A 26,104-nucleotide genomic window follows, 5' to 3' on the forward strand; every position below is an offset into this window, starting at 1 on the left:
ACTCTGCGGAGAGGGGGTGGACATAATTGAACTCGAGCTGCATTTTGGGTCGGCACTGTGACGTTGCTCAATGTCGGGTTCATGGGTTCAGATCAACTCAAGGTGCCCAATGAGCTATATTACTAAGGGTGAGGAGCCATCGACCCGATTCTGACCAGCAATCTGGAAATGCATGTGCCTCAGTTCGTAATCGACATGCTGAACGCGTGAAAGTTCGCAAGTGATCTGCAGATCCGTCGTCTTGTCCCCGGAAGCGGAAACAGATCTTGTGGCTCTTTATGATTGGATAGCCGAAAGAGCATCGCCTGATACCGCACTTGGATACATTGATAGGCTCGAGAGCTATATATGCGGCTTCGACTAGGCTTCTGAACGTGGCACTTTGTTTAACGATATACGCGAAGGGCTACGAACCGTTGGGTTTGAACGCAGAGTAACGATCGCGTTCAATGACACTGCACAAGAAGTTATTGTGCTTGGCTTATTTTATGGTGGCCAAAATTGGCAGGAAGCCTTATCTGAGCACTGAAATCGTGATCGTCGTTCTTGACTCAAAATCTAAATCGGAAGTAACCCACCGATGTTGAACTCATAGCGAGTCGATGAAGCACATATGACGTTGCCAGCTTTCTAAATCCGGTTTGTGATCTGATGATCGCTGCGCGACGGTTGAATCTTGCTGAGCGGTAATATTTTTATAGATTTGGCTTATGGCTTCCCGAGCGGTAAGTTTGTGTCCGCATGTATTGGATCTTACCGATCGGTATGATTTTCCTTGATGTGGCCGGAATAATCCCTTACGAAAATATGCAAAGGAGAATGCGATTGATTAAATCAGCTGCAGACTTAGGAGCATTGGTTCGCGAAAAGCGCAAGGCTCGCGGATGGACGCAAACAGACCTCGCGGGGAGATCCGGCACGGGAGATCGCTTTATTATCGACCTGGAAAGCGGGAAGTCGACATGCCAACTGGGGAAGGCTCTATTGGTTGCGCGCGAAGTCGGAATTCATCTCGTCGATGCCAATTCGTTTATAGAAAATCGACAAGGGGAAACGGAAGCAGACGACGAGTTGTCATACTTGCCAAAATACTAAACGCCGAGGCCATTTGAAATGACGACTTTGTTTTATGAAGATTTTGTAGTAGGCGAACTCCATTCCGAAGAGAGTTTGAATTTCTCTTATCTGGGCGAATGGGCTGATCGTCGGTCAGCCTTCCCTCTCTCAATGACTATGCCAACAAATACGATATCATATGGTCCCGAAAAAATCCTTCCATGGCTTGCGAACTTGTTGCCGGAAAGCCACCTAAGCGAAATCGGCCAGAAACTCAAAGTTTCACCGCAAGATATCGTGGGTGTGTTGGAACACCTTGGAAGAGACACCGCTGGCGCAATATCGGTCGGTGCGCCACGCAAAAGTGGAAGCACGACAGTCATACCTATCACTGATGAAGCAGCCCTGGAGAAAATCATCAATGAGCTTCCAGAGAAGCCGTTTCTGATTGGTACGGAAGGCGTCTCCATGTCTCTTGCTGGAGTTCAAGATAAACTGCCTGTCTATATGCTAGTTAGTGGATCGCTTGGGGTCCCAACCGATGGAACACCGTCAACGCATATTTTAAAACCTAATGCTCTAAAAACTCGACTTCCTGCAAGTGTTCAGAACGAAGCCTTCTGCATGCGTCTCGCTAAACATTGCGGTCTTGATGTTGCGAACGTGACAACGGGAGTAGCTGGAAGTCGGTCGTATCTTCTTGTTGAACGCTACGATCGCATTCGGGACGGCAAAGGCTTTGTTCGCCGTATCCATCAGGAAGATTTCTGTCAGGTCCTTGGTTACTTCCCCGCTCAAAAGTATGAGCGCTCTAGGTTCGGTGGGCGAAATGGCCCAACACTTGCCGACATGTTTAAAGCGATTGAAGAGTTCATTTCGCCTGGTGAGCGAGAGAAGCTTCTTGATGCCGTAATCTTTAACGTGTTGATCTGCAATACCGATGCACACGCTAAAAACTACTCTATCCTAATCGGCCAACGAGGCACGGCTAAACTTGCACCTCTCTACGATCTGATGTGCTCCGCCATCTACTCAAATGTGGATCAGTCGTTAGCCCAGTCAATTGCTGGTAAGACGAATGCCAACGAGTTGCTCGCAGCCGATTGGAAAGAATTGGCGGCCAGTGTAAACCTCAGCCCGGCTAAAACTCTTCGTAGAGTGCAATCCTTGGCTGAGAGCGTACTGAAGAACGCTGAGATGGTTGCCAATGAAATCTCAGTTAGCTCAGTTGGCGGTCATGATCTATTGAACCAAGTCTCGCATGAAGTCCAAAAGCGCGGGAAACGCATTCTCAGACAGCTAGACGCTGAGAATGCGGTCTGGTCCAAGTAGAACAGCTTGAACAAGTACGCTTTGAGGCATCTCGGCTAAAACGGAAGAGCAAAGCCACGGCTGTCACACTCGCATGTATCCTGCAACAAGCCAACCACATCAATTCTATTGGCGGATACCTGCGACCTCTGACTCGGAAGGTGACAGAAGGGAAATTTACAGACCAGCGTCGCAGAGTTTTGAGAAGTGCATAAGTGGCCTCATCTCTAGACGCGTATGTGGAACGGCCCCTTTGCTGCAGTTCACCGCGAGTGGATTTCTTGACGCCTGATCAGAAAACTTCCTGTAAGCGCCTATACTGGACAAGCGGACGCCTCACAATTTGCCCCGTTTACTTTTTGCGAATCTGACAGGGAGGCGTTAGGGAGTAATTTAACGCACGTTGCACCTAAATTCGCATACAATCTGGTTGCGGAATCGGTTTGAGTACATAAGCCAAATGCCGCGATTATTTCCGGCCTTCCGCAATCTTGTATATCTCGCTGTCTACGCGCTTCCCGACAGCGAGAACGAGAATGACGAGCTTGCCGTCATCGACTCTCTAAATGGGTCGCACACCCGCACTTTGGAGTTTGATTTTATAACAACCCGCCAGCTTGTCCCGAAGCGCATTCTTAGGCATTTTTGGCATCAAACGAAGTTCAAGGAGCTTCTTTGCGATTTTTTGTTGCAGCGGTTTTGGAAGCGTCTCAAACTCTTTCAGCGCGGGTTTCAACAACGAAAGTCGGTATTCCGGTATTATGTCGTCCATTAGAAATTGGCCTGCCTATTGATAAAAGGCGCTAACCGTTCGCGATATGCTCAAGTTCTTCCCATGACATTTCAATCATGTCCACCTGGCCTTCAATCCGCTCGATAGCTGTCAGCTCAAGACGGAGATCTTCAACGTAGTCCAGCAGTTGCTCGTACTGCTGAGCAGGAACAAAGTATCCCATGACCTTGTTATGATTGAGTACGGCGATTGGGGAGCCGTCCTCATCGCTCATAATGGCGCTGGGATTCTTTTTCAGCTCAGAAACACTAACAGCCCGGTCAGCGCGCACTGCTTGTATGTGTGCCATTGTTTATGTTGCATCCCTTCGGGCAAACCATGCAGGCCGTCCTGGGTATTCCAGTTGAGGCGGCGTGGGGTTTCTTCTTACTCTTTCTGTTTAACCATTTTAGATACAAAAAAAGTCGTTATTTTGATCGAAATATAGACTGGTTTGTGCGTCAATATTTGGAGACGTCCCGCCCAGGGCTGATCGTCTGGAGCACAAATCTCAATGGTTTTTCACACCAAGTGCCTGGGCGATCTGGCAGATGGTGACGATCGAGAGGCAATAATATTGTGATGACCAACTCCTCGATGGCAACGCCCCAATAGCGACAAAGCGGCATACCATTCACCAGCGTGAGACAATGCGTACATTTCACAGGAAAGTTAGGGAAACCGTGAACAGGTTTCCACGTTCGCCAGGGCTATTGCCAGCGCTGTCACATGTCGAACCGGGAGAATGATTTAAAATCCTCCGTTCCATTAACTAGCGGTTCTATCGAGAGTTCATACGGCCAAAACTAAGGATCAACGGTTCGTTTCCCATCAATATAAAATAGGCCATGTCGGCGTCAGTGAGGGACGCCCGTTGAGAATCTTGACTGGTCATCTGGGAAAGAGCGCCGGGCGGACGCTGCGACCATTCTGATAAGCTTCTTTTTAGCACCACTTCGGAATCGCCGTCGTTGAATTTACTCACTTGAATAACAAGCCTTTGCATTGACCTTAAGTAAAGGTATGATTTATTCACACCCTACTCAAAGTGATAATAGAGAAGAAGTAGAATGGCCAATATCGAAAAACGTACGATTAGTCTGCCAAGTGAACAGGCTGCGTTCATTGACTCTAAAGTCAGTAATGGGGATTACGCCTCAGTTAGTGAGGTTGTTCGTGCTGGCATCCGCGCATTAAAAGAGCGCGATGAAGTGATTGAACGCTGGCTACACAATGAAGTCTCTGCATCTTTTGATGCGATGAAATCCGACCCGCGCCGCGCGGTAAGCGTCGATTCTGCTTTTGCTTCTGTTAACAATCGACATGCAGAACGCATGAAGGGCCTAAAGTGATCTGCAGGAGGGTCATGTTATCACCTGAAGCGGAGGCAGATCTCTTGGTTCTTTATGATTATGCTGGGGAGGGCGATGAGTTCACGACGGTGCACAGCACTCACGCCATCTCAATCACTGGAATGAAGCTCGCGATCATCAGTAAAGCCGCCCCCACCTGAAATCGTCGTTGTTGGCTATGGTGTGGGTATCGGATTGCCGGCGGTCAAGCTTGCAACTGCAGCTTTGCGCTTTATTCCCGTCATTGGAATTTTCGCGGGGCACACCCAACAGCGGACATTCTACATGCGTCTCAGTAAGTGCCTGTGAAAAGCTGATCAATCCGACAGCTCTTGGAATGCGCAATAGATATGCTGCCTTTTGAGAAACTGCCACTGATGTTTCCCGACCAATTACGGCGCCTGCACTATAGGTGAAGGCGCCAACGCAGGTTAAGCGGCGAGATGCTGATTGAAGAAACTGGTCAGCTTGTCGAATGGGATCAAGTCGACCTTGTCGTAGAGATCGACATGGCTGGCACCCGGGATGATCATCAGTTCCTTCGGCTCTGCAGCCGCCGCGAAGGCGGTCTCGCTAAAGTAGCGCGAATGGGCATTTTCACCGTGGATGAACAGGATCGGCCGCGGTGAGATCTCCGCGATGTAGGTCAAGATCGGCAGGTTCATGAACGGCAGGGGAGTAGTCTGCGTCCAGGCGTTGCCGGAATTGACCGCACGCTTATGGTAGCCGCGCGGCGTGCTGTAATAGTCGTGATAGTCGATCATGAACTGCGGCGAGTCCGACGCGACATTGGCATTATACGCTGCCTGATAGGCCGGTGTACCGGCTTCAGCATCCGCCCAACGCTGCCGGCTCAACTGCTCCAGCGTCTGGGCGCGTTGCTCCAAAGTTACGCTGTCGTTGTAGCCCTTCGACATGACGCGTGTCATGTCATACATGGTGCTGGCGACCACGGCCTTGACGCGCTTGTCGACGGCGACGGCGCTCAACGCCATGCCGCCCCAGCCGCAGATACCGATTATGCCGATACGCTCGCGGTCGACAGCATCGTGCGGTCCGAGATAGTCCACGCCGGCCATGAAATCCTCGGTGCTGATGTCGGGGGATGCGACATTGCGCGGCTCACCGCCGCTTTCGCCAGTGTAGGACGGATCGAACGCCAGGGTAACGAAACCGCGTTCGGCCATGGTCTGCGCGTAAAGACCGGACGATTGTTCCTTGACGGCGCCGAACGGGCCGCCGACGACGATGGCTGGCAGGTGATTGTCCGCCCTGTCCTTCGGCAGGTAGAGATCCCCCGCCAGCGTGATGCCGTAGCGGTTTTTGAACGACACCTTCTGATGATCGACTTTTTCACTTTTCGGGAAAACCTTATCCCAGTCCGGAGACATCGTCTGCGCCTTTGCTTCTGGAGTGCGGAGAAACGACGCTACGCCGATGGCTGCTACACTGACGCCGGCGAGCTTGAGGAGATCGCGACGGCCTGTGTCATATATGTCCTGTTCGGCTGCGTTTTGGGGAGTAATTTTCTGGTTCATAGCAGGTTCTCCTTGCAATTTTCGGGATGCCTTCGATCGATGAGGGCCAACATGGTGAATGAGTGCACGCGATCAGGACGCTCGCTCGACGCGCAGCGGAAATTCGCCGCGCACCATGAGCGGTGCGATGCCACCATCCAGACGACCGAGGCGGATCAGGCCGCGCGACCAGCGGTAAGTGGCGTAGTACATCACGAGGTTGCCCCAGGGTGCGTAGTAGCAAAGGTCGCCGACCGCCTCGTTGTTGATACGGGTGCTGCCGTCGTCGCTCAGCTTGCCCGGCAGATAGGCGATCTTCTCATTGTTTCCGTAATCGCTGATCTTCAGAGCGAGCGGCAACATGGCGAACAACTCACGGGCGGACGCCGTATCCTCCAGCGTTGCCGTGAATTCCTGGTTTGCGAAGGTGAATCTGAAGCGCATGGCGGCTTCTTCCTGCGCTTGGGCTTTGCCCGTCAGCGCCGCGATCAGGGTTGGAAAGGGGAAGCTGGCCGCACCGACAGACAGCAGCGAACGTCGGGAAATTCGAGAAGTCGTCGTCATGTCAGGTCACCTCCGGCTTGAGCATGCGCTGGCCATTGCCGATAAGCATCAGGGCGAGAACGGCCAGAAACACGCTTCCGATAAAGGTGGCCTGGATGGAGATGCCATCCAGCAGGAAGCCACCGACTACTGCGCCGAGCAGGATCGAAGCCTGGATTGCAGCGACCATCAGGCTGCCAGCGGCCTCCGGCTCGTCGTCCGCATTCTGCGACATCCATGTCATCCAGATGATCGAGAACATGGTGTTCATCGCACCCCAAATCGCCATGAACAGACCTACGGCGGCGACCGAGAAGCCGAGAAGCAGAAGCCCAGCTGTGGCGCCGCCCATGACCAGCGCCGGCAGCTTCAGGAAGGGGGCGACATTGCCCTTGATGAAGCGGGCTGCGGCCCACGTGCCGATGAAGCCCGCACAGCCCAGAAGCAGCAGGAGGACCGAAAGAATGGTCACATCCACGCCCGTCACCTGTTCGAGAAACGGGCGCAGATAGGTGAACATTGTGAAGGCTGAACCCCAAGAAAGCATGCAGGCCACGAGCCCTCGCAGAAAGTAAGTGCGTTTTAGCAGGCCGAACATCGCCCGGAAGTCCTGCCTCTGACCGGCAGGCAGGGACGGAAGCGCAACCGCATGCCAAACGAGATTGATAGCGGCGATCGGCGTCAGCGCCCAGAACACTTCCCGCCAGCCGAACAGGCCACCGAGATAGCTGCCGACAGGCGCGGCGAAGGCGGCGGCAATTGCCTGGCCGCCATACATCACCGCCAGCGCACGTGGCACCTCCGCAGCCGGAACGAGCCGCATGATGACTGCGGTCGCCAGCGCCCAGAAGCCGCCGATGCTAATGCCGAGCAATGCGCGCCCGAGCATCAGGACTGTGAAATTTGGCGCGGCGGCAACCAGAACCAGAGACAGCAACATGAAGGCAGTTAGCGCGATCAGAACCCATTTCCGGTTCAGTCCCCCGACAGCCGTGGTCACGAACATACTGGCCACTACGGCGAATAGCCCGCTGATCGAGATTGCCTGCCCCGTCTGTCCTTCGCTCGCGTTCAACCCCTCGGCCATCGGCGTCAACAGGCTGACTGGCATGAACTCCGATGCGATCAGCATCGCCACGCAAAGCGCCATCGAAAGAACGGCGCCCCAAGCGGCAACGGGCCTGCTGCTTACATTTGCTGTGGCGGTATCCATGATATCCGTTTTCTCCTGAAGCTTTTGTTGACCTGCAGCTTAGCGGCTTTGCGATCAAGCGATTACCCGCTAAAATCCGAATGAATCAATCGACCTGGTCGATTAATGTTTTCATGGATGGGGCAGGTGGAACAAATGGAGCAAACCGATTTCAACCATCTGACTTGGTTTCGGATCGTGGCCGAGGAGCGGAGCTTCACGAAGGCCGCTGCACGGATCGGCGTGGCGCAATCGACGCTCAGTCATACGATCAAGCAGCTTGAAGCGCGGATGGGAATCCGCCTTCTGACCCGCACGACGCGCAATGTAGCAACCACGGCTGCGGGCGAGCGCCTGCTTCGAACGATTACGCCGCGCATGGCCGAGATAGAGGAGGAGATCGGCGCGCTGATGGAATTTCGCGACAAGCCGTCAGGCTCAATAAAGCTAACCCTGTCCGACCATGCGCTAGAAAGTGTTGTCTGGCCGAAGCTGAAGTCAGTCCTTAAAGCTTATCCCGACATCAGTGTCGAATTGCTGCTGGACAGCACCTTCCGCAATATCGTTGAAGAAGGATTCGATGCTGGCGTGCGCTTAGGGGAAAGTGTTGAGAAGGACATGATTGCGGTCCGCATCGGACCGGACTGGCGGTTGGTTGCGGTGGCATCGTCGGATTATCTTGATGCGCATGGCGTGCCAGAACACCCGAAGGATCTCGTCCGGCATATCTGCATCAACATGCGCCACGAGACCGCAGGCGGTCTCTATGCGTGGGAGTTTGCAAAAGACGGTGAGGAGTTACGGGTTCGGGTCGACGGCCAGCTCACCTTCAATAACTCTTACGCCATGATCGACGCCGCTTTGAATGGTTATGGCATAGCCTATGTGCCGGAGAACGTTGTGGAGCGGCAGATCGCTTCGGGCATACTGGTCCAGGTTCTCGACGACTGGTCGCCGTTTTTCGATGGCTATTTCCTCTATTATCCCAGCCGCCGCCAGAACCTGCCGGCATTCAAAGTCATTGTGGATGCGTTGCGGCACCGTGGGTAGAGAAATACAATGTCATCCCTTGTTTTATAGAAATCGTTACCGGGTCGCAAAAAATGATCTTGTCGGTGGGGAAGCAACTATGTGCAGACCAATTGAGGAAAGGCCAAGCTGTACCGGCGGTCTTCCTGGACGAACGGCAGGCTTTGGTTGTAACTCGTAGTCTCGGGAACGGCGGCCATCAAGGTCGAAAGTCGCCGGACTATTAAGCGCCTTCAAGACGGTCGTTCAGGCCGCCGAAACGTTTACCGAAAACGGTCATTTCACTTTGCATACTACTAGCGACCGTAGGTGTGGAGAGCAGAACGGCGACTTTCAGAGGTCGATTTTTGTAAGACGCCATTCGTGAAGGTCGTGGTTTAAAGGACGGAAAACCCGGGTGGTGAGTTCGCTTCTATTCAGCCGCCACCACAGAATACTCGTTGCGAGAACTCGCCCAAGCAATGAGCGCTAAGGCGAGCGCCACAAGCGACAAGATCGTACCCGTCCAATTCGGAGATGCTAAGCCAAATCCAGCTGCCATGGTCGCTCCTCCCGCCCATGCACCAATTGCATTGCCCAAATTAAACATACCGATATTCACTGACGCTGCCATCGTAGGGGCACCGGCACGTATTGCGCGTTCCATCACAAGTTTCTGGATCGGTGAAACGGTGGCAAAACCGAATGCTGCCATCAGGAAGACTGAGATGAAGGCCACGATACTACTGTTGACGCCGATCCAGAATATTAGCAAGATCACAGCCTGCGCCGCGAGTGTCACGAACAGTGTACCGAATAGAGATTTATCGGCGAAACGGCCGCCCATCCAGTTACCAACAGCCAGCCCGAGACCATCAGCCATGCGACGCCTATGTCAGAAAACCCAGCTTCTTCGGCCATCATAGGGGCGATGTACGTGATGGAAGTGAAAAAGGCTGCTGGACCGAAAACTGTGATGCCCATGGCAAGCAGAACCTGCGGATCAACGAACGCACGCAATTCAGCTTTGATGGCGACCGCTTTGCCAGCTCCGATACGTGGTACGAGCAGAGCGATTACCCAAAACACCAATCGCCAATTATAAAATTGGGCAAGCCATGTTCCCGCGGGTACACCAACATGAAGGCGATGGCGCTTGCTTGTCTGTCCTTTGAAACAAGTGAGGCAGCAATTAAAGACCCGATGCCGAAAAATGTACCATGATTGAACGCCGTTAAAATGCGACCCGCCAGCGCGATGGAAAAGGTTGGCGCAAGCGCAGTTAGAACATTGCCCAGAGCCACGGATTATGTCGGTAGCCTGCGTCGTGAAAAGCGCTATCTGCGTGACGTTTACTGATGCCACTCAGAGAGGACTATTATTGCTAGTATGGTGAAACGCGTCCACAGACGGGGGCGGTCGTCCATCTCCATTCGACTTTTGCGACCGCTTTATCCTTCCTCGCCAACACCTAGCCGGACGACTGTGTCCCGCCGTTGACGCCCTTCGTCGTAATGCACGTGGGAGAGGTGAAATTGCTGACCTACGTCAAGTCGGGTGACGAGAGAATGGGTGGCATAATTAGGGGCCCGGCTGGTCGTCATGCTGCCTTTATCTTGGCCAATCACGGCCTGGTGGTCGAGGGCAGAGATATCTCGTTCGCGGTTCACGCCGCCGAGGAGCTTGAGGAGACAGCAAGACTGCTGGTCCTGAATCGGGGCGGGAAATCATTCTGCTCTATGATTTTCGCATGCTACGTAATTCTCGTAGTATAGTTGCATAAGCCTACCCCATTGAATGGAGGGAGATTTAACCCAGCCCCTATTTTCTTCTCGGGAAAAATCCTGCAAATCTGCAAACCAAGTGTCTCTGCGGCTGCTAGAGACGACCCAAGATAACTTCTCCCCTTTCCTCGCTCAAACTCACCGATAAAACGTCAATTGCTTCCTATCATGTCTGCGACTTCTTCCTGCGTGTAACCCAAGCTTTTTCTACGGCTCCGTAGTGCTGCCCCGAACTCTTTAGACAAGCGGGTTCAGCTGTTGACGCGGCTACGAGGATCATCGATGTGCAACTTCGCAACATCTTAGCGCACGCCCTGCCGATCAAGAATGCGGACATTCTTGACGACTTGGGTGAGCGCCTTGAGGAAGGTCTCGGAATTTTCATGCTCCTCATAGGCCCGTTCGTCGTCGTAACCTTCAATCAAGTGAAAAGTGTTCGGGTCTGTCAGGTCCTGTGCAAACGCATAAAATCTGCAGCCTTTAATTTTCTCCGCGGCCTTCATGTCGGGGATGACGGCGTCGATGAAGGTCTGGCGGTCGTCGGGATGAACGCGATAGTAAGCGCTTACAACGACGCCGGTCGGCAATGTCTTGTCATGGTCTGCCATGGCAGTTCCTCATAGATTGCTTGGATGATGAAGTGTTGTCGTTAATTCTTTAGAGCGCGTTTCGATCTGATTGGATCTGACCGGAGAATGGATTGTTACGGCTCAGTATTTTTATTCCTGATACGAAGAGAGAAAAACCGTGCCGATTTTACCCGCAGTTTCAACAAGCGCTGCGGCTTTGCCAGCATCTGCCAGATCGAAGGTATTTCCGCCTAAAAAAAGCTCCGGTTTTGTTGCGGCAAGTTCGATAGCCATGCGGAGGTCAGCTTTGCGGACTTCCAGGGGCAGGCTGGCCCATCGTCCGACCGTCACGCCTGATATCCGGATGTCACGCGTCGAAAAATAAAGGGCAGGGATCGAAATTGGCAGTCCGGAAAGGTCGCCGTAAGATACGAGACTGCCACCCTGAGACAGAAATCCGGCCGCATCACTCGCTATCTCGCCACCAACGGGATCGAGTATGACCCTTATGGGACGCCCGTCTGCCGAGAAAATTACCCTGTTCTGCCAGCCCGGCTTGTCTGTGGAGACAACTGGCAGGTCCGGAAACACCACGTTGAGTTCTTCCGCACCAGCTTCACGTCTGACAATGCCAACCACATCGAAACCACGATCGAGAAGCAATCCGATTACGAGCCGGGCCACGGCTGATCCGGCGGCAGTCAACACAACAACGTCCCTGCCGGGTTTTGCGCCAGCGGTTTCGACAGCTCGGAGGAGAAGTGCTGACGTTAGCGGATTGACGTGAAGCTGGGCTGCTGCTTCATCGGATACACTATCGGGAACTCTGGTGACATATTCGGCCGATACAGTGATCTTTTCACCCCACGCACCGCTACCGGGGAAAAAGGCGACGCGGTCGCCCGGCTTTAAGTTCACACCATCACCAATCTCCTCCACGAGGCCGTAGCCCTCGAAGCCAACGCGCACACCCTCTGTTGGGATTGTCGCTCCTGATTGATACCGCCTTGATATGCCGAGAAGGTCGCCGTGATGAACCGGCCGGAGAAGCACCCGGATCAGCACTTCATTGCGTTCGGGATGCTTGGGCTCCTCAACTTCGACTGCTTGAAGAACATCCGCTGGCTTTCCATAATTGAAATAGACTGCGGCACGCATTGTGGTTTCTCCTTAAACTGAGAATTGGGGGCGATCAGCTGTTGCGGTTCCGGGTTAGACCTGAGCCTGTCCGCCATCGGCGAAGAGTTCGGAACCGTTGACGAAGCTTGCGTCATCTGAAGCGAGGAACAGGGTCGCCTTGGCGATTTCCTCGGACTCGCCGACGCGACCGAGTGGAATGCGCGAAGCAAGATAGTCCAGAAGCTCTTGTTGTTGTCCTTTGTCGTCACCGGCCAATTCGACAAGACCGGGTGTGCGCGTTGCACCGGGCGAGACGACGTTGACGCGGATGCCGGTTCCCTTCAGGTCAAGCGCCCACGAACGGGCCAGATTGCGAACTGCCGCCTTGGAAGCAGAATAGACTGAGAATGCAGCCGTGCCTTCAGTGCCAGCGGTAGAGCCGGTCAGCACGACCGACGAGCCTTTGCCCAATAACGGAAGCGCTTTCTGGACAGTGAAAATGACAGCTTTCACATTGCTCCCGAAGGTATCGTCTATCTGTTCCTCGGTGATCTGACCGAGTGGCAGCATGGTGCCGCCACCAGCATTGACAACAAGAGCATCAACGCGTCCTTGTTCAGCTTTCACCTGAGCAAACAATCTGTCCAGATCGTTGTTGCTGGAAGAGTCCGCTTGAATGCCGATCACACCGTTGCCTATCTCGATAACTGCCTTGTCGAGGGCTTCTTTACGACGGCCAGTGATGTAGACGCGTGCGCCTTCTGCAACAAAAAGTTTGGCCGTGGAAAGGCCGATGCCGCTGGTAGCGCCGGTGACGACGGCGATCTTGTCTTTAAGCCTGTTGGTCATTCTATTCTCCTGATGCCGGGCGCACGAGAGGGTTCAGCCCGAATGTGCGGCCTGTTGAAATTCTGAGACTGTACGGGAGGTGACGTTGGCCGTTGGGCTCGTCGCTGTCCGATGAGGAGAAATTAGTTCGTCACGCTGCTGGTGAGAAGCCACTCAGCGTGGAGACATTATCCATATGGATGGATAGTCTACAAAGTCACATCGCGTCTCGCGTCGACTGTTGCGAATATTTTTGCAGCCCACTCCGTGAATGCGCGCAATCGCGGGTTGGGGAATCGATCTGCCGGGTAGATGAGGTGTAGCGGATGATTTTCAGGCTTCCAGTCAGGCAGCAGTTCGATCAGTTTTCCGCTCGCAATATGCGGTCTGGCGAGGAACCCGAAGCTTTGGCCTAGCCCAAGGCCAGCAAGCAGCGCGTTCAAATGCGCAGTGCTCTCGTTCACCGAAATGCCACTGGACGTGGGGTGGTATTCAGTCCGCTCATCAGCGCGTTGAAAGCGCAGCGGAAACCTCTTTCCGGATGACGCCGAAAAATAACTGACGATCCGATGCGAATGGATGTCGTCTGGCCTCATCGGAAGCTCCAGACCATTCAGATAGGCAGGGGACGCGCAAATGACGTAATCCAGCTCGCATAATTTCCGCGCTTTCATTGCCGAGTCGCTGAGAGCGCCGCCGCGAATGACGCAATCGATCCCTTCACTGATGAGGTCGGCAGGGCGATCACTTACGCCGAGCATAAGGTCAATATCAGGATACTGGTGTTGAAAATCGGAGAGCGTGGGTATCAGGATCTGGTTTGCGAGCACCGATCCAATGTCGACGCGCAGTTTGCCTTTCGGTGCGCTGCGTGAGCCAGCGACAGTACCGTCCATGTCATCGAGGTCAGCGAGAAGCTTTAGCGCTCGCTCGTGATAGGCGATACCTTCGGATGTCATTGTGACCGAGCGTGTGGTGCGTTCTACGAGCTTTGTCCCGAGATGTGCTTCAAGATCTTGCACAAGTTTACTCGCCGAGGATCGGGGCAGATTCATCATGTCAGCGGCTTTGGCGAACGATCCGGCTTCAGCAACCCGGACAAATGTTCGAATGGCGAGTATTTGATCCAAGAGGCACCCGTTTGATCGTATTCGGTGAAACCCAGCTTATAGCTGATGTAATAGATTGGCCGTGAAAATATTGCATCCAAATCTACAGTTTTGTTGGCTCCTGTCTTTTATGAGTAAGCGCCAGGCCTTTTGAATTGATCCATGTCCACTCAAAAATAGGCATGTCGAGCCTGTTATTGAATCATCATCTAAATTTGCAGTCATCCCTTCGCGATGTAGTAGGATACGAGTAAGCAACATTTGTTGACTGGCAATCAGCCATCTCACTTGGGAGATCGGTTTTATCACATGGTCAGGGCCGCTTTCTACAGCGATGCAGTCGTGGTTCCAGGATGCCATCAATTCAGCATTGACGAAACGCTTGACAGAGTGTGGAAAAGCTTGTTGTATATTCGAACGCGGGGGCAACGTAGCCCGTCAATGCGTAGAAAATAATCTAAGGGAACGTGGTGGCAATGAAGCCCGCAACACTTCGTGTTGGCGGGATTTTTGTCGTTTGTGAGGTGGAATGGGTGAGCTAACCTGCAAGATCGGCATATTGATTTCAACAACTGGCGCTTATGCGGCAGTTGGACGTGCCATCTTGAACGGAACCCTGCTGGCATGTGCGCAGATAAATGCCGACGAAGAGCTGAAGGTCGCTCTCGAGCCGGTGCATTACAACCCCGGTGGTGATCTGGAAGAGTATTCAGTGGCGACCAGAAAGATGATCGACGCCGGTTATCGTCATGTCGTGGGGTGCTATACGTCATCCAGCCGCAAGGAAGTTATTCCACTTTTTGAAAAGTATGATGCACAGCTATGGCATCCATCCCATTATGAAGGTTTTGAAAGCTCTCCAAACGTAATCTATACGGGTGCCTCGCCAAACCATCATATGTCACCATTGATGGACTACCTCCTAACCCGATATGGTCGCAAAGCCTTTTGTGTTGGTTCCAACTATATTTGGGGTTGGGAAAGCATCCGTGTCCTGCGCGAATATATTCATGTGCGCAAGGGACGTGTTCTGGCCGAGCGTTATCTCGGCGTTGGTGAAACGGACTTTCAGAAGATCATCGAAACCATCTTTGAAGAGCAGCCGGATTTTATATTCAATGCTTTGATTGGTGACTCTTCATACGCCTTTTTCGAGCAGTTTCGACAGGCATGTGAAGCGCGCGGTATCAATCAGACCGAACGCTTCCCAATAGCGAGCTGCAATCTTTCTGAACCCGATCTTACTGAAATAATGCCGGAGTGCAGAAATGGACATATCAGCTCGTCCGTCTATTTCTCGACCCTGACCAATCCCGAAAACCGTTTTTTTGTGGCCCAATATAACCAGGCTTTTCCTGACGGTCCCCCTCCAGCGGCAGAAGGTGAAGCCGCCTATATCGCTACTATCATGCTCGGAATGGCTATTGCCGCGGCCAATTCCACCGATCCCATGCTGGTTAGAAACGCTGTCGCCGGAATGCAGTTAAAGGCACCGCAGGGATTGGTGACAATTGACCCGGAAACACACCATGCATATCTGACGCCGCGGATCGGACTATCGACCCGGGACGCCGAATTTGAAGTGCTGATCGAGGCGCCAGCGCCTGTGCGACCCGACCCCTATCTCGTTTCTGCAGATAGCCTAGCTATAACCTCAATTGGTCAGGCTAGTTTGAGGGTTGTACAATGAGCGGCCGCTTCACACAGAATTTCAGGAACCGCCGCGGGATCATTGTTTCGCGTGATTTCAGAGCAATTGGCGCTTTGGATTCGACTCTCCCAAAACTAGGCTTGAGTGCATCCTATGTACCGCTTAAAGCCGATAGGGCGGAACTGTTGGAATCTGAGCTCAATGCCGAGCGTGACGTGTTGTTTGTGGATGGTGATCTCGATAATCCACTTTCTCTTCCAGTCAGTCCGGTCAGTGGCTTGGCCTGTGTTCCGATTGTCGGCCTGGTTGGTGTCGAAGCCCCTAGCCGCTTGAAAGGACTTGTGCAGTCAGGCGCGACGGCCTTCCTGCGCAAACCCGTTTATGGATCAATTGTCTATTCAGCTATTGTCCTTGGCATCAACTCCTACCAGCAGCGACAACAGATGGAGACCACAATTGCTCTCCATGAAATGCGTCGCCAGCAGCGCCGCAGTCTGATCAAGGCAATCGTCGAGATTATGCGTCGTCACAATGTCTGTGATGATGAGGCTTACAACCTTCTTCGCAGGGAAAGCATGAAATCACGAATGAATGTTGAAACATACGCAGAATACTTCATCAGCGAAGTGATGAAGGTGGACGACCGCGAAACAGAAACCACTCAAAGGTCAACGATCGCGAACTAACCTCCGAGGAGAATAAAAAATGTCTATTATTAAAAAAGCCGCAGCTTTTGCGGTAACGGGAACGCTTGCACTTTTTTCTGGTGTAGCACTTGCTCAGGAGCCGATTAAGATCGGTGTTCTGGAAGATCAATCTGGCGAATTTGTCGTGCCTGTTATCGGCAAGGTTCATGCAATTCAGCTTGCGACCGAAGAAATCAATGCCAAAGGTGGTATTGCCGGGCGCCCGATTGAGCTAGTCGTCTATGATACCCAGTCGGACAATACGCGCTTTCAGGAATTTACGCGACGCGCTCTGCAACGCGATAAGGTTGATGTGATTTTCGCCGGCTTTTCATCGGCTTCCCGCGAAGCCTATCGACCGATCGTGCGACAGTTTGACGGCTTTGCCTTCTATAACAATCAGTATGAAGGCGGTGTCTGTGATGCCAATATGGTGATTACGGGTGCTGTGCCGGAACAGCAGTTCTCGACCCTCATTCCATGGATGATGGAAACTTATGGGAAGAAGGTTTACACCATCGCCGCGGATTACAATTTCGGCCAGATTTCTGCTGAATGGGTACGCAATATCGTCAAGGAAAATGGTGGCGAGATGGTTGGAGAGGAATTCATTCCGCTCGGTGTTTCGCAATTCTCGCAGACCATTCAGAATATCCAAACGGCCAAGCCCGATGTGGTTGTAACTCTGCTGGTTGGAACCGCGCAGGCCTCCTATTACGAACAGGCTGCATCTGCCAATCTGAAATTGCCTATGGCTTCATCGGTAAATGTCGGTCAGGGTTATGAGCACAAGCGCTTTACACCGCCCAGCCTCGCCAATATGCATGTGACGACAAACTATATCGAGGAAGTTGATACGCCTGCGAGCAAGGACTTTAAAGAACGCTTCCACGCCAAGTTTCCGAATGAACCCTATATCAATCAGGAAGCTGCCAACTCCTATATTGCAGTCAACCTCTATAAGCAGATGGTTGAGCGTGCCGGTGGTTCAACCAAGCGGGATGATTTGCGCAAGATAATCGCCGAAGGTGATGTTTGCTTTGATGGCCCGTCGGGAAAAACCTGCCTTGATCCCAAGAGCCAGCATATGTCGCATACCATCTATCTGGCAAAAGTTGGCGATGACCATAGCGTTTCTTTCCCGAAAGTCTGGAACGATGTGAAGCCTTACTGGCTGGGTGATGCGGGTTGCGACCTGACGAGAAGTAATCCGGGAGAACAGTACACACCATCTAATCCACCTTCGAAGCAGTAAGGGTCTGATCCGGCACGCACCTGTTGCGTGCCGGAAGACCAGACGTCTCCCGATTAAGGATTATTATGATGGAGCTATTGGGTTCTCTTTTCGCTGCCTTTTATCAGTTTGGCGATGCGTTTGCGTTTCTCGTTCTCTCGGCGTGCGGACTGGCAATTATTTTCGGCATGATGGGGGTCATCAATCTCGCGCATGGAGAGTTCATCATGTGCGGTGCCTATGTCACCGTAATGACGACAAAAGCCGGTTTGCCGTTGCCATTGGCGATAATCGCGGGTGCTTTGGTGGCAGGTATCATCGGTATGCTGCTCGAGCGGCTTGTGATCCGCCATCTCTACGGACGCCCGCTTGATACAATCGTGGCGACTTGGGGCATTAGTTTGATTGCGACACAGGGAACGCTCATTCTTCTGGGTTCAACGATGCAGGGCATCGGCACGCCATTGGGCTCATTCACTCTGGGTGCTCTTTCCTTCTCAGTTTACCGCATGGTCCTGATGCTGGCTGCGCTGGCTATCCTCGCAGGTCTCTACCTTGTCTTTAACAAGACTCGCTTCGGCATCCTCGCTCGCGCGACCATTCAGGTCCCGGACATGGCCAGAACGCTTGGTGTGAACACGAACTACATTTATGCGCTGACGTTTGGTCTGGGCGCCGGTCTGGCAGGGCTCGCCGGCGGGCTTTATGCTCCCACCATGACCCTGGTGCCGACAATGGGATCAAGCTTCATCGTGGAGTCATTCGTAACTGTTGTTGTCGGTGGCGCTGACGTCTTTTTGGGCACTGCACCAGCCGCAGCCATCCTCGCGGTCGTTAAGGCAAGTCTCACTTCCATGTATGGCCAGCTGTTCGGACAGATTGGGCTGCTCGTTGCTGTGATCATCGTCATTCGGGTGCTGCCAAATGGCCTTTCAGGGCTTTTCATAAAAGGAAAAGGTTAATGGCACTCAAGCTATTCGGGCATCTTGAAGGCCCGCAAACCAAGGGGAAAGGCCCAGTTTTCTGGAGTGGCTTTTTAGCCGTTGTCCTGCTCGCAATCATTTATCCAATGTTTTCAGACGGATACACAATTGGAAACAACGTCTACTTTCTGATCTGGACATTCATGGCCATGGGGCTCAGTCTCATCTGGGGTTATGGCGGTGCATTGTCGTTTGGCCAAACAGCATTCTTCGGCGTTGCGGGTTACGCTTATGGCGTTCTGACGATCAATATCGGTGATGCTTTCGGATTCACCCTTATCGCGCTAGTGCTGGCAATTCTCCTTGCCGGTCTGACTGCTGCAATCATTGGCTATTTTTTGTTCTATGGGCGGATAACGGGTGTGTTTCTGGGCATCGTCACCCTTTCGGTTACGTTGGTTCTGGAACGCTTCATGGCGCAGACCGCCGGCCCGGAATGGGCGATTGGAAAAGCCCGCCTTAACGGTTTCAACGGCATGAGTGGTATGCCGCCAATCACTATTCCTTGGTTTGGTGGCGATATTGCTCTCTATCCCGATATTGGACTCTATTATGTCGTTCTTGGCCTCGTCTTGGTCGTCTATCTGGGATTGCGGCTTGTGTTGAACTCGCCATTTGGCAATGTTCTCGTTGCCATCCGCGAAAACCCACAAAGAGCCGAGATGCTGGGCTATGATGTTCGCCTCTATCAGTGGGGGGGCTTTATCATAGGTTCAATGCTGGCCGGTCTTTCGGGCGTTCTTTATACGGCCTGGGGTCAATATATTACGCCATCAAGCATGAGCATTACGGCTGCAGCACTACCGATTGTCTGGGTTGCAGTTGGTGGGCGCAGCGACATCACAGCGACGCTTATTGGAACAATTCTGGTGCTTGCAGGATTTCAGGCGCTTACAATTTATGGCGCACAATACGCACTGATTGTTATGGGTGCTCTGCTTGTGTTCACCGTGCTTATTGCGCCGCAAGGTATTGTACTGGGGCTAGCTAATCTGGTCGGGCGTGTTCTGATCTTCAAACAGAAGAGGTCAGCATCATGAATATCCTTGAAACACGCAACCTGCATAAGCGCTTTGGTGGTCTGCATGTAACAAATGATGTCAACCTTCAACTCAGGAAGGGGGAGATTCATTGTTTGATTGGACCCAACGGGGCAGGTAAAAGTACCCTCTTCGCGCTCATACTGGGTAAATATCTGCCAAGCGAAGGTGATGTTCTTTATAAAGGTGAAATAATTACGCAATTGAAATCGTTTGATCGGATCGACCGCGGTATTAGCGTGAAGTTTCAGGTGCCGGGTATTTTTAAGGAGCTGAGTGTTTACCAGAACCTCGAAATAGCCGTTCAACGAAAGCATCGCGGTACAGAGCTCAAACGCGAAATCGAGCGTCTTTTAGGTTTCCTGAAGCTTGAGGATTCCACCACAAAACTTGCTGGTAATCTCAGCCATGGCCAGAAGCAATGGTTGGAGATCGGTATGGCTATCAGTCTTGAACCAGAACTGCTGCTTCTCGATGAGCCCACTGCAGGCATGACCCCGGACGAAACATTTGCAACCGGAGAAATGGTTCAACAATTGAATGCGCAGGGAGTGACTGTTCTGGCCGTTGAACATGACATGGCATTCGTTCGGCAAATCGCACAACAGGTTACAGTCCTGCATTTTGGTAAAATCTTCGCGCAAGGCTCGATCGACGACATCGTTAAGGATGACCGGGTCGCTGCAATCTATCTGGGGCAGGCCGATGCATAAGGAAATTCTACTTCAAACACGCGGTTTGTGGGCTGGATATGGTGGTAAGCCCGTGCTGCAGGGTGTCGATATCGATGTGCACAAGGGAGAAATCGTAGCAGTCATCGGTCGTAACGGCGTCGGTAAGTCGACACTTATGAAGTCGCTTATCGGGCTTTTGCCGGCTGACCGGGGATCAATAGGTTTCAACGCACAGGATGTCACGCATCTACCTCCGCACAAGCGGGCACGCCAAGGTATCGGTTATGTTCCGCAGGGTCGGGATGTATTCCCCCGTATGACGGTTGAAGAAAATCTGGCAGTTGGCGAATCTATCACTCCAGGTGCCAGTAAAGAGCTTTATGACGATATTTATTCCCGGTTTCCAATCCTCGCAGAAAGACGGCATCAACGCGCGGGAACAATGTCGGGCGGCCAGCAACAACAATTGGCAATTGGTCGTGTTTTGATAGGACGTCCATCTCTTATTCTTCTCGACGAGCCGTCGGAAGGGATCCAGCCAAACATCGTGATGGATATTGCGAAACTATCGGTGGAACTCAACCAGAAAACTGGAGTGTCTATCATTCTCGTTGAGCAAAATATCGATATGATCCGCGCCATGGCCCAGCGCTGCTATGTTATGGACAAGGGAAGTATCGTTGCAACTCTCACAGCCGAGATGTTGGAAGATCGCGACACGGTGCGCAGATATCTCGCCGTTTGACGATGGCAATCTCGTAGTTACACGTTTTGAACAGTCCCAATATTCGTTTGTTCCGGGTCAGGAGCAGCTCGGAAACCTATACCATCTCAAAATGATTAAAGGAGACTTTTATGTCCTGGTTTGATGAATCGATCATGGTCCGCAAAGGCGTTGCAAAGGGTATCGCTGGAAAAAGCCATCACATCAGTGAGGAAGTGCAGGGCAAGTATCAATATGTCTATGGTTCCTATGTTGAGCCGGTTCTACATGTAGAGCCAGGCTCGGTGATTTCCGCCGAGACGCATGACGCATTTGAAGGGAAAATCCGCAAGGAAACTGACAAGCCATCAGAAATTTTGAATTTTCCATTCCTCAATCCACAAAATGGGCCAATCTATGTCGAGGGTGCAGAGAAAGGCGACACGCTGGCGGTATATATCAAGGAAATCCGTCCGCGAGGTGAGCAACCGTCGGGGACCACCGTTATCATGCCTGAATTTGGCGGTCTCGTGCCGACAGCAGATACAGCGATGCTGAATCCAACATTGCCGGAAGTGGTCAAGAAGTTGCACATCGATGCTGAAAAAGGCGTCAAGTGGAACGATCGTATCACACTGCCATACGAACCATTCATTGGTACAATCGGGACTGCACCTGAAATTGAAGCTATCAGTGCTCTGGTCCCGGATTATTATGGTGGCAATATGGATTTGCCTGATGTTGCGCCGGGCGCAATCATTTACCTGCCCGTGCAAACCAAGGGTGCCTACCTGTTTCTTGGTGACTGTCACGCTGCGCAAGGTGATGGCGAACTTTGCGGTGTGGCCGTTGAACATCCAACAGTGACGACCATTCAGGTCGATTTGATAAAAAACTGGACTATCCGTACTCCTCGTCTGGAGAATGATAAATTCTATATGACAGTTGGTTCTTCCCGCCCGATGGAAGACGCGGCTCGACAGGCCTACAGGGAGTTGATCCGCTGGATGGCAACCGATTTCGGTTTCGATGAAATCGACGCCTATATGCTTTTAACGCAGGCGGGACGTGTCCGCCTTGGAAATATGGTAGATCCAAAATACACACTTGGAGCTTCCATTTTGAAGTCGATATCCGGCATCGCAAAATAGCATCACGCTATGGTGGCGCGCAATATAAAGCGCCACCAAGATTTCCACGTATATGCAAAGTTTTGGTAATCTCATCGGGGTTCTTCTAAACAGTATGACATTCAAGTTTGAGCCGCGTGTTTTTCTGGAGTCGTTGTTCGATGCGGCGGTTGCGGCTGCTGATCCCGAACTGGTTATCCGCGCCAATCTGCCTGCCAAGCCCAAGGGCCGGACGATTGTGATTGGTGCGGGCAAAGGCTCGGCACAGATGGCAGCCGCTTTCGAACGCGCATGGGCAGAGCGGCATGAGGGCGAGGACGCACCAATCGAAGGCATCGTCGTCACGCGCTATGGCTATGGCGCGCCTTGCAAGACCATCGAGATCATTGAGGCATCGCACCCGGTGCCTGATGATGCCGGGCTTGCGGCCTCAAAACGGCTGTTCGATGCAGTTTCTAACCTCACCGAAGATGATCTTGTTGTGGCGCTTATTTCTGGCGGAGGTTCTGCTTTGCTGCCATCGCCGCCTGAAGGTCTGACGCTTGCCGACGAGATTGCGGTCAACAAAGCTTTGCTGGCTTCTGGTGCGCCGATCTCGGCCATGAATGCGGTGCGAAAACACCTGTCGACCATTAAAGGCGGGAGGCTGGCAGCGCACGCACATCCGGCAAAAGTCTTCTCGCTGGTGGTTTCCGATATTCCCGGCGACAATCCTGCCTTTGTCGCTTCAGGCCCAACCGTGCCTGATGCAACATCTCGCGATGATGCGCTCAAAATCATCGAACGTTACAAGCTTGAACTGCCCGATGCCGTGCTCACGCATATCAAAAGCGAGAAGGCTCATGCACCAAAGCCCGATGATAAAATCTTTGCCGATAACGAAGTGCGGGTGATTGCGTCCGCTGCTGTTTCGCTGGAAGCAGCCGTAAAGGAAGCCGAGCGTCATGGGGTCGAGGCGGTGATCCTGTCCGATTCAATGGAAGGGGAAGCACGCGAAGTGGCGCATGTTCACGCAGCAATCGCGCGTGAAGTGGCGGATCGTGATCGCCCGTTCAAAAAACCGGTTGTGCTGCTTTCTGGTGGTGAGACCACTGTGACCATCCGCGCCAAAGGCGGCAAGGGTGGCCGCAACAGCGAGTTTCTGCTGTCCTTTGCGCTTGATATTGATGGCTATGGGAATATTCACGCACTGGCTGCAGATACCGACGGCATCGATGGTTCGGAAGACAATGCCGGCGCGTTTGCAGATGGGACAACGGTTTCGCGGCTGCAAAAGGCTGGCGAAGATGGCGCTGCACGGCTAAACGCCAATGATGCGTGGAGCGCATTTGATACAATCGGTGATCTGTTCATGCCGGGGCCAACCGGTACGAATGTGAACGATTTCAGGGTGGTCCTGATTGTGAAATGATTAACCCGATGGCTCGTGCAGCCTGATCTACTCTGCAAGCTTTACTATCTCTGCATCGCGGTCTTTACTGGCAGTCTGAGTACTACGGATGCGGCATGGTACAAGTGCAGCTATCTTTTTGGCTTCCAACGCGTGTGTAATTATGTGTCCGGTGGACTTAAGTTTCTTACAATCTAATCGACTGGTCATCTCATCGTTCTCCGTAAGTATATCCCATTGACATATCCCAAATGATACGCTATCTACGTCATATCATCGTCGATACAATTAGGAGTGACGCAGATGGAACAGGGAGCCGTATTTCAGAGCAACCGAAGCCAAGCTATCCGCTTGCCGAAGGCAGTAGCTTTGCCTGCCGATGTGAAGCGTGTTGATATTGTTGCGGTGGGGCGTACTCGAATTATAGCGCCTGCTGGTGAGGCGTGGGATAGCTGGTTTGAAGGTATTGAGCCGACATCGGACTTTATGAGTGACCGTGATCAGCCTGCGTCGCAGGAACGCGAGGCGTTGTAATGCTGAAGTACATGCTGGATACGAATATATGTATTTTCACGATCAAGAATCGTCCACAGCAAGTTCGAGAAGCATTTAACCGCTTCCACGATCAATTGTGCATCAGCTCGATTAGTTTGATGGAATTGATTTACGGGGCGGAAAAGTCCGCCAATCCTGAAAAAAACCTTGCAGTGGTGACAGGGTTCGCAGCTCGCCTTGAGGTATTATCGTACAATGAACCTGCAGCAAACCACACGGGCCAATTACGTGCCGAATTGGCGCGTAGTGGAACTCCTATTGGCCCATACGATCAATTGATTGCTGGTCACGCCCGCTCACGGGGGTTGATTATGATTACGAACAATCGCCGAGAATTCGATCGTGTCCCCGGTTTAAGGGTAGAAGACTGGACCGTCTAATTTCTAACTCTATTTCACGGATTATTGGTGATCTGCGATTGTTTAATACGTCCACATCACTGACGGATCGTAGGTTCATGTCCCATCAATATATAGCGCAAAGATTCTTGACTGGCACCCATAGTTAATCTTCTTTGACCTTTCACTCGGACTCGCTCGCTTTTGGCTTTGAACAGCTTGCTATCTGACGCGATCACAATCCATCCATTACTTTTTCAGCAGGCTTTCCACGACATCGGAGCCCAATGTTGTTATTAACGCTTTAACTCCGTTTTTGGGCAATCTCGAAAGGCCAGTGACGATGCCTTCTTTCCATGCGTCACCGCGATCCCATGCTTCTTCCCAAGCATCTGTTAGCTCATCACCGTGACGCGTTTGCACCAAAGCTTCGAAGAGCAGAGCGGCCTGTGTAAGGTCCTTGTCGGCCTTCAAGCGCCCTATCGTGTCTGTAAGTCTCCGCGAAGACACGATCAGCTTGTGTATCGCATATCTTTCCGGAGCAGGGACGAGGACGTTGATGCCTTCACGGAAAAGAAGTACCGTGCGGATAGGCTCGTAGATCAAGTAGTCGAGGAAACGCAGGTTTTCCGCCGAGGCGCCAGCTAGAGCCGGCATGGGCGATGGCTTTCCGGTGTATTCGTCCGATCCCCGGTTACCGGTCAGGAATTCAACTCTGTAACCTTTGCCATTCACGAAAGTGGTTACGCTGGCTTTATCTGCATGATGCGGAACAGCCCGGAATTGCGGATCGACTGACTGTAATATTTCGAGAATTGGTGGCAGGCTGTCTTGGACCTCAGACGATATCGCGAAATCCTGGGCAAAATCCGCATCGCCTGTCTGCATTGCTGCAGCAGGCAAGCGGACACCGAGCATTCCAGCGTAAGTGCTGAATGCCACTGACCCGATCAGGATAGCGCGTAAGCGGAACAGACCCGCCTCGGCTAAGGCTCTTGTGACATCGCCGGCGAAAGGATCAGGCCCGGGGAGGCCAGCGCGTCGCAGCGAGCTAACCATGCGCCTTCGCTCCCTAATGTTGTCCTTAATCTCTTTGTGAGCTTTTACCCGCTCACTGATCGCTTCGTCACTCGCCGGGCCGACGTATCTTCGTTTATCCATGCCCTCGGGGGTAGGAAGGTCGAAATACCAGTAATCACGATTTTTAACTGTAACGTTTACGAACCATCCCTCGAGGGGAAAGTCCGCCGCGAATTGTGCATCGATTGTTCGCTGGGTTAACTCAGCGAACATTGTTCGATAACTGATGTCGATATCTTTCATCGGCGATGCTTTTTCTCCCGAGTGATCTGGCTCCGGTGAGGGGCGAAAAAGCCACTTCACAACGACGTTATAAGGTTCTGCCAAAACCTTATAACAAAGTTCTGGGCGACTGTCATTATAAGGTTTTGGCAGAACCTTATAACAAGTGAACCGGCAGCGTAGACACGAGGCAGGGCTCTGTGCGGCTTTTTAAATTAATGCTTTTCCGGGGACGCCGGGAGATTTCCGCGCATGGGT

At 52.4% G+C, this 26,104-nt stretch carries 29 protein-coding genes and 2 pseudogenes; 19 read left to right on the plus strand and 12 right to left on the minus strand.

The features are described 5' to 3' along the window. Window positions 1–220: 220 nt before the first annotated feature. The 4 genes and pseudogenes from KMS41_19670 (at window position 221) to KMS41_19685 (ending at window position 2,582) form a co-directional block, all read left to right on the plus strand. Window positions 221–529 (plus strand): annotated as a pseudogene (locus KMS41_19670) (type II toxin-antitoxin system RelE/ParE family toxin). A 296-nt stretch (window positions 530–825) separates the two neighbouring features. Then, a complete protein-coding gene (locus KMS41_19675) occupies window positions 826–1,095 on the plus strand; it encodes a helix-turn-helix domain-containing protein (GenBank protein QWK81127.1) in 270 nt (89 codons plus the stop codon). Window positions 1,096–1,113: 18 nt separating this feature from the next. Continuing rightward, window positions 1,114–2,388 (plus strand): type II toxin-antitoxin system HipA family toxin, encoded by a 1,275-nt coding sequence (locus KMS41_19680; protein QWK80801.1) that lies wholly within the window; start codon window positions 1,114–1,116, stop codon window positions 2,386–2,388. Beyond that, entirely contained in the window at window positions 2,376–2,582 is a 207-nt protein-coding gene (locus KMS41_19685) for a hypothetical protein (GenBank protein QWK81128.1), read from the plus strand. Before KMS41_19680 ends, KMS41_19685 begins: the two co-directional genes overlap by 13 nt. A 347-nt stretch (window positions 2,583–2,929) precedes the next feature. Here the strand turns inward: KMS41_19685 and KMS41_19690 are convergent, their stop codons facing one another. Together KMS41_19690 and KMS41_19695 are read right to left on the minus strand one after the other, a co-directional pair. Then, window positions 2,930–3,139 (minus strand): hypothetical protein, encoded by a 210-nt coding sequence (locus KMS41_19690; protein QWK80802.1) that lies wholly within the window; start codon window positions 3,137–3,139, stop codon window positions 2,930–2,932. Window positions 3,140–3,170: 31 nt separating this feature from the next. After that, complete coding sequence (locus KMS41_19695; GenBank protein QWK80803.1) at window positions 3,171–3,449, minus strand: type II toxin-antitoxin system Phd/YefM family antitoxin; 279 nt, start codon at window positions 3,447–3,449, stop codon at window positions 3,171–3,173. Between the two features lie 760 nt (window positions 3,450–4,209). Here KMS41_19695 and KMS41_19700 point away from each other — a divergent pair. Next, window positions 4,210–4,491, plus strand: coding sequence for a type II toxin-antitoxin system ParD family antitoxin (locus KMS41_19700; GenBank protein QWK80804.1), 282 nt, complete (start codon window positions 4,210–4,212; stop codon window positions 4,489–4,491). Between the two features lie 431 nt (window positions 4,492–4,922). Here the strand turns inward: KMS41_19700 and KMS41_19705 are convergent, their stop codons facing one another. From KMS41_19705 to KMS41_19715, 3 genes are all read right to left on the minus strand, one after another. After that, a complete protein-coding gene (locus tag KMS41_19705; protein ID QWK80805.1) occupies window positions 4,923–6,029 on the minus strand; it encodes an alpha/beta hydrolase in 1,107 nt (368 codons plus the stop codon). 72 nt (window positions 6,030–6,101) lie between these two features. After that, a complete protein-coding gene (locus KMS41_19710; protein ID QWK80806.1) occupies window positions 6,102–6,572 on the minus strand; it encodes an MFS transporter in 471 nt (156 codons plus the stop codon). A gap of 1 nt (window position 6,573) precedes the next feature. After that, window positions 6,574–7,764, minus strand: a complete 1,191-nt coding sequence (locus tag KMS41_19715; GenBank protein QWK80807.1) for an MFS transporter — start codon at window positions 7,762–7,764, stop codon at window positions 6,574–6,576. 135 nt (window positions 7,765–7,899) lie between these two features. Between KMS41_19715 and KMS41_19720 the strand changes: the two genes are divergently transcribed. Next, window positions 7,900–8,793 carry a LysR family transcriptional regulator gene (locus KMS41_19720; protein ID QWK80808.1) on the plus strand — a complete coding sequence of 298 codons (894 nt, stop codon included), beginning with the start codon at window positions 7,900–7,902 and terminating at the stop codon, window positions 8,791–8,793. A gap of 391 nt (window positions 8,794–9,184) precedes the next feature. On the opposite strand, the gene KMS41_19725 is transcribed toward KMS41_19720, so the two are convergent. Together KMS41_19725 and KMS41_19730 are read right to left on the minus strand one after the other, a co-directional pair. Next, entirely contained in the window at window positions 9,185–9,553 is a 369-nt protein-coding gene (locus KMS41_19725; GenBank protein ID QWK80809.1) for a hypothetical protein, read from the minus strand. Beyond that, window positions 9,550–9,840 carry a hypothetical protein gene (locus KMS41_19730; GenBank protein ID QWK80810.1) on the minus strand — a complete coding sequence of 97 codons (291 nt, stop codon included), beginning with the start codon at window positions 9,838–9,840 and terminating at the stop codon, window positions 9,550–9,552. The genes KMS41_19725 and KMS41_19730 overlap by 4 nt, the downstream gene beginning before the upstream one ends. A 308-nt stretch (window positions 9,841–10,148) precedes the next feature. On the opposite strand from KMS41_19730, the pseudogene KMS41_19735 reads away from it, so the two are divergent. Together KMS41_19735 and KMS41_19740 are read left to right on the plus strand one after the other, a co-directional pair. Beyond that, window positions 10,149–10,226, plus strand: a pseudogene (locus KMS41_19735) (class II aldolase/adducin family protein). A gap of 21 nt (window positions 10,227–10,247) precedes the next feature. Then, window positions 10,248–10,526: a class II aldolase/adducin family protein gene (locus KMS41_19740; protein ID QWK80811.1), complete on the plus strand. Its 279-nt coding sequence runs from the start codon at window positions 10,248–10,250 to the stop codon at window positions 10,524–10,526. Window positions 10,527–10,837: 311 nt separating this feature from the next. Here KMS41_19740 and KMS41_19745 read toward each other — a convergent pair whose 3' ends face one another. From KMS41_19745 to KMS41_19760, 4 genes are all read right to left on the minus strand, one after another. Continuing rightward, window positions 10,838–11,143, minus strand: a complete 306-nt coding sequence (locus KMS41_19745; GenBank protein QWK80812.1) for an antibiotic biosynthesis monooxygenase — start codon at window positions 11,141–11,143, stop codon at window positions 10,838–10,840. A 111-nt stretch (window positions 11,144–11,254) separates the two neighbouring features. Next, window positions 11,255–12,262 carry a zinc-binding dehydrogenase gene (locus KMS41_19750; GenBank protein QWK80813.1) on the minus strand — a complete coding sequence of 336 codons (1,008 nt, stop codon included), beginning with the start codon at window positions 12,260–12,262 and terminating at the stop codon, window positions 11,255–11,257. A gap of 54 nt (window positions 12,263–12,316) precedes the next feature. Next, on the minus strand, window positions 12,317–13,072 hold the full coding sequence (locus KMS41_19755) for an SDR family oxidoreductase (protein QWK80814.1): 756 nt from the start codon (window positions 13,070–13,072) through the stop codon (window positions 12,317–12,319). A 188-nt stretch (window positions 13,073–13,260) separates the two neighbouring features. After that, entirely contained in the window at window positions 13,261–14,181 is a 921-nt protein-coding gene (locus KMS41_19760) for a LysR family transcriptional regulator (protein QWK80815.1), read from the minus strand. 508 nt (window positions 14,182–14,689) lie between these two features. Here KMS41_19760 and KMS41_19765 point away from each other — a divergent pair. The 11 genes from KMS41_19765 to vapC all read left to right on the plus strand — a co-directional run bounded on the left by KMS41_19765 (window position 14,690) and on the right by vapC (window position 24,586). Next, a complete protein-coding gene (locus KMS41_19765) occupies window positions 14,690–15,850 on the plus strand; it encodes a transporter substrate-binding domain-containing protein (GenBank protein QWK80816.1) in 1,161 nt (386 codons plus the stop codon). Then, window positions 15,847–16,497, plus strand: a complete 651-nt coding sequence (locus KMS41_19770; GenBank protein ID QWK80817.1) for an ANTAR domain-containing protein — start codon at window positions 15,847–15,849, stop codon at window positions 16,495–16,497. Before KMS41_19765 ends, KMS41_19770 begins: the two co-directional genes overlap by 4 nt. A gap of 19 nt (window positions 16,498–16,516) precedes the next feature. After that, on the plus strand, window positions 16,517–17,752 hold the full coding sequence (locus KMS41_19775; GenBank protein ID QWK80818.1) for an urea ABC transporter substrate-binding protein: 1,236 nt from the start codon (window positions 16,517–16,519) through the stop codon (window positions 17,750–17,752). 68 nt (window positions 17,753–17,820) lie between these two features. After that, on the plus strand, window positions 17,821–18,693 hold the full coding sequence (locus KMS41_19780; GenBank protein QWK81129.1) for a branched-chain amino acid ABC transporter permease: 873 nt from the start codon (window positions 17,821–17,823) through the stop codon (window positions 18,691–18,693). Continuing rightward, window positions 18,693–19,754, plus strand: coding sequence for an ABC transporter permease (locus KMS41_19785; GenBank protein ID QWK80819.1), 1,062 nt, complete (start codon window positions 18,693–18,695; stop codon window positions 19,752–19,754). The genes KMS41_19780 and KMS41_19785 overlap by 1 nt, the downstream gene beginning before the upstream one ends. After that, complete coding sequence (locus KMS41_19790; GenBank protein QWK80820.1) at window positions 19,751–20,467, plus strand: ABC transporter ATP-binding protein; 717 nt, start codon at window positions 19,751–19,753, stop codon at window positions 20,465–20,467. Before KMS41_19785 ends, KMS41_19790 begins: the two co-directional genes overlap by 4 nt. After that, entirely contained in the window at window positions 20,460–21,173 is a 714-nt protein-coding gene (gene urtE / locus KMS41_19795) for an urea ABC transporter ATP-binding subunit UrtE (protein QWK80821.1), read from the plus strand. The genes KMS41_19790 and urtE overlap by 8 nt, the downstream gene beginning before the upstream one ends. Window positions 21,174–21,283: 110 nt before the next feature. After that, window positions 21,284–22,282, plus strand: coding sequence for an acetamidase/formamidase family protein (locus KMS41_19800; protein ID QWK80822.1), 999 nt, complete (start codon window positions 21,284–21,286; stop codon window positions 22,280–22,282). Between the two features lie 94 nt (window positions 22,283–22,376). After that, window positions 22,377–23,672 (plus strand): glycerate kinase, encoded by a 1,296-nt coding sequence (locus KMS41_19805; protein QWK80823.1) that lies wholly within the window; start codon window positions 22,377–22,379, stop codon window positions 23,670–23,672. A gap of 282 nt (window positions 23,673–23,954) precedes the next feature. Beyond that, window positions 23,955–24,185 carry an antitoxin gene (locus KMS41_19810; protein ID QWK80824.1) on the plus strand — a complete coding sequence of 77 codons (231 nt, stop codon included), beginning with the start codon at window positions 23,955–23,957 and terminating at the stop codon, window positions 24,183–24,185. After that, window positions 24,185–24,586, plus strand: coding sequence for a tRNA(fMet)-specific endonuclease VapC (gene vapC / locus KMS41_19815; GenBank protein QWK80825.1), 402 nt, complete (start codon window positions 24,185–24,187; stop codon window positions 24,584–24,586). Before KMS41_19810 ends, vapC begins: the two co-directional genes overlap by 1 nt. Window positions 24,587–24,793: 207 nt before the next feature. Here the strand turns inward: vapC and KMS41_19820 are convergent, their stop codons facing one another. Continuing rightward, complete coding sequence (locus KMS41_19820) at window positions 24,794–25,867, minus strand: hypothetical protein (protein ID QWK80826.1); 1,074 nt, start codon at window positions 25,865–25,867, stop codon at window positions 24,794–24,796. Window positions 25,868–26,104 lie beyond the last annotated feature (237 nt).

The sequence above is a fragment of the Ochrobactrum sp. BTU1 genome, assembly GCA_018798825.1.
Classification (GTDB): domain Bacteria; phylum Pseudomonadota; class Alphaproteobacteria; order Rhizobiales; family Rhizobiaceae; genus Brucella.

Excerpts from the sequence above, each read along its gene's own strand:
- KMS41_19680 (QWK80801.1), top strand. The coding sequence starts at position 1,114 with ATGACGACTTTGTTTTATGAAGATTTTGTAGTAGGCGAACTCCATTCC.
- KMS41_19690 (QWK80802.1), bottom strand. The coding sequence starts at position 3,139 with ATGGACGACATAATACCGGAATACCGACTTTCGTTGTTGAAACCCGCG.
- KMS41_19695 (QWK80803.1), bottom strand. The coding sequence starts at position 3,449 with ATGGCACACATACAAGCAGTGCGCGCTGACCGGGCTGTTAGTGTTTCT.
- KMS41_19700 (QWK80804.1), top strand. The coding sequence starts at position 4,210 with ATGGCCAATATCGAAAAACGTACGATTAGTCTGCCAAGTGAACAGGCT.
- KMS41_19705 (QWK80805.1), bottom strand. The coding sequence starts at position 6,029 with ATGAACCAGAAAATTACTCCCCAAAACGCAGCCGAACAGGACATATAT.
- KMS41_19710 (QWK80806.1), bottom strand. The coding sequence starts at position 6,572 with ATGACGACGACTTCTCGAATTTCCCGACGTTCGCTGCTGTCTGTCGGT.
- KMS41_19715 (QWK80807.1), bottom strand. The coding sequence starts at position 7,764 with ATGGATACCGCCACAGCAAATGTAAGCAGCAGGCCCGTTGCCGCTTGG.
- KMS41_19720 (QWK80808.1), top strand. The coding sequence starts at position 7,900 with ATGGAGCAAACCGATTTCAACCATCTGACTTGGTTTCGGATCGTGGCC.
- KMS41_19745 (QWK80812.1), bottom strand. The coding sequence starts at position 11,143 with ATGGCAGACCATGACAAGACATTGCCGACCGGCGTCGTTGTAAGCGCT.
- KMS41_19750 (QWK80813.1), bottom strand. The coding sequence starts at position 12,262 with ATGCGTGCCGCAGTCTATTTCAATTATGGAAAGCCAGCGGATGTTCTT.
- KMS41_19755 (QWK80814.1), bottom strand. The coding sequence starts at position 13,072 with ATGACCAACAGGCTTAAAGACAAGATCGCCGTCGTCACCGGCGCTACC.
- KMS41_19765 (QWK80816.1), top strand. The coding sequence starts at position 14,690 with ATGGGTGAGCTAACCTGCAAGATCGGCATATTGATTTCAACAACTGGC.
- KMS41_19770 (QWK80817.1), top strand. The coding sequence starts at position 15,847 with ATGAGCGGCCGCTTCACACAGAATTTCAGGAACCGCCGCGGGATCATT.
- KMS41_19775 (QWK80818.1), top strand. The coding sequence starts at position 16,517 with ATGTCTATTATTAAAAAAGCCGCAGCTTTTGCGGTAACGGGAACGCTT.
- KMS41_19780 (QWK81129.1), top strand. The coding sequence starts at position 17,821 with ATGGAGCTATTGGGTTCTCTTTTCGCTGCCTTTTATCAGTTTGGCGAT.
- KMS41_19785 (QWK80819.1), top strand. The coding sequence starts at position 18,693 with ATGGCACTCAAGCTATTCGGGCATCTTGAAGGCCCGCAAACCAAGGGG.
- KMS41_19790 (QWK80820.1), top strand. The coding sequence starts at position 19,751 with ATGAATATCCTTGAAACACGCAACCTGCATAAGCGCTTTGGTGGTCTG.
- urtE (QWK80821.1), top strand. The coding sequence starts at position 20,460 with ATGCATAAGGAAATTCTACTTCAAACACGCGGTTTGTGGGCTGGATAT.
- KMS41_19800 (QWK80822.1), top strand. The coding sequence starts at position 21,284 with ATGTCCTGGTTTGATGAATCGATCATGGTCCGCAAAGGCGTTGCAAAG.
- KMS41_19805 (QWK80823.1), top strand. The coding sequence starts at position 22,377 with ATGACATTCAAGTTTGAGCCGCGTGTTTTTCTGGAGTCGTTGTTCGAT.
- KMS41_19810 (QWK80824.1), top strand. The coding sequence starts at position 23,955 with ATGGAACAGGGAGCCGTATTTCAGAGCAACCGAAGCCAAGCTATCCGC.
- vapC (QWK80825.1), top strand. The coding sequence starts at position 24,185 with ATGCTGAAGTACATGCTGGATACGAATATATGTATTTTCACGATCAAG.
- KMS41_19820 (QWK80826.1), bottom strand. The coding sequence starts at position 25,867 with ATGAAAGATATCGACATCAGTTATCGAACAATGTTCGCTGAGTTAACC.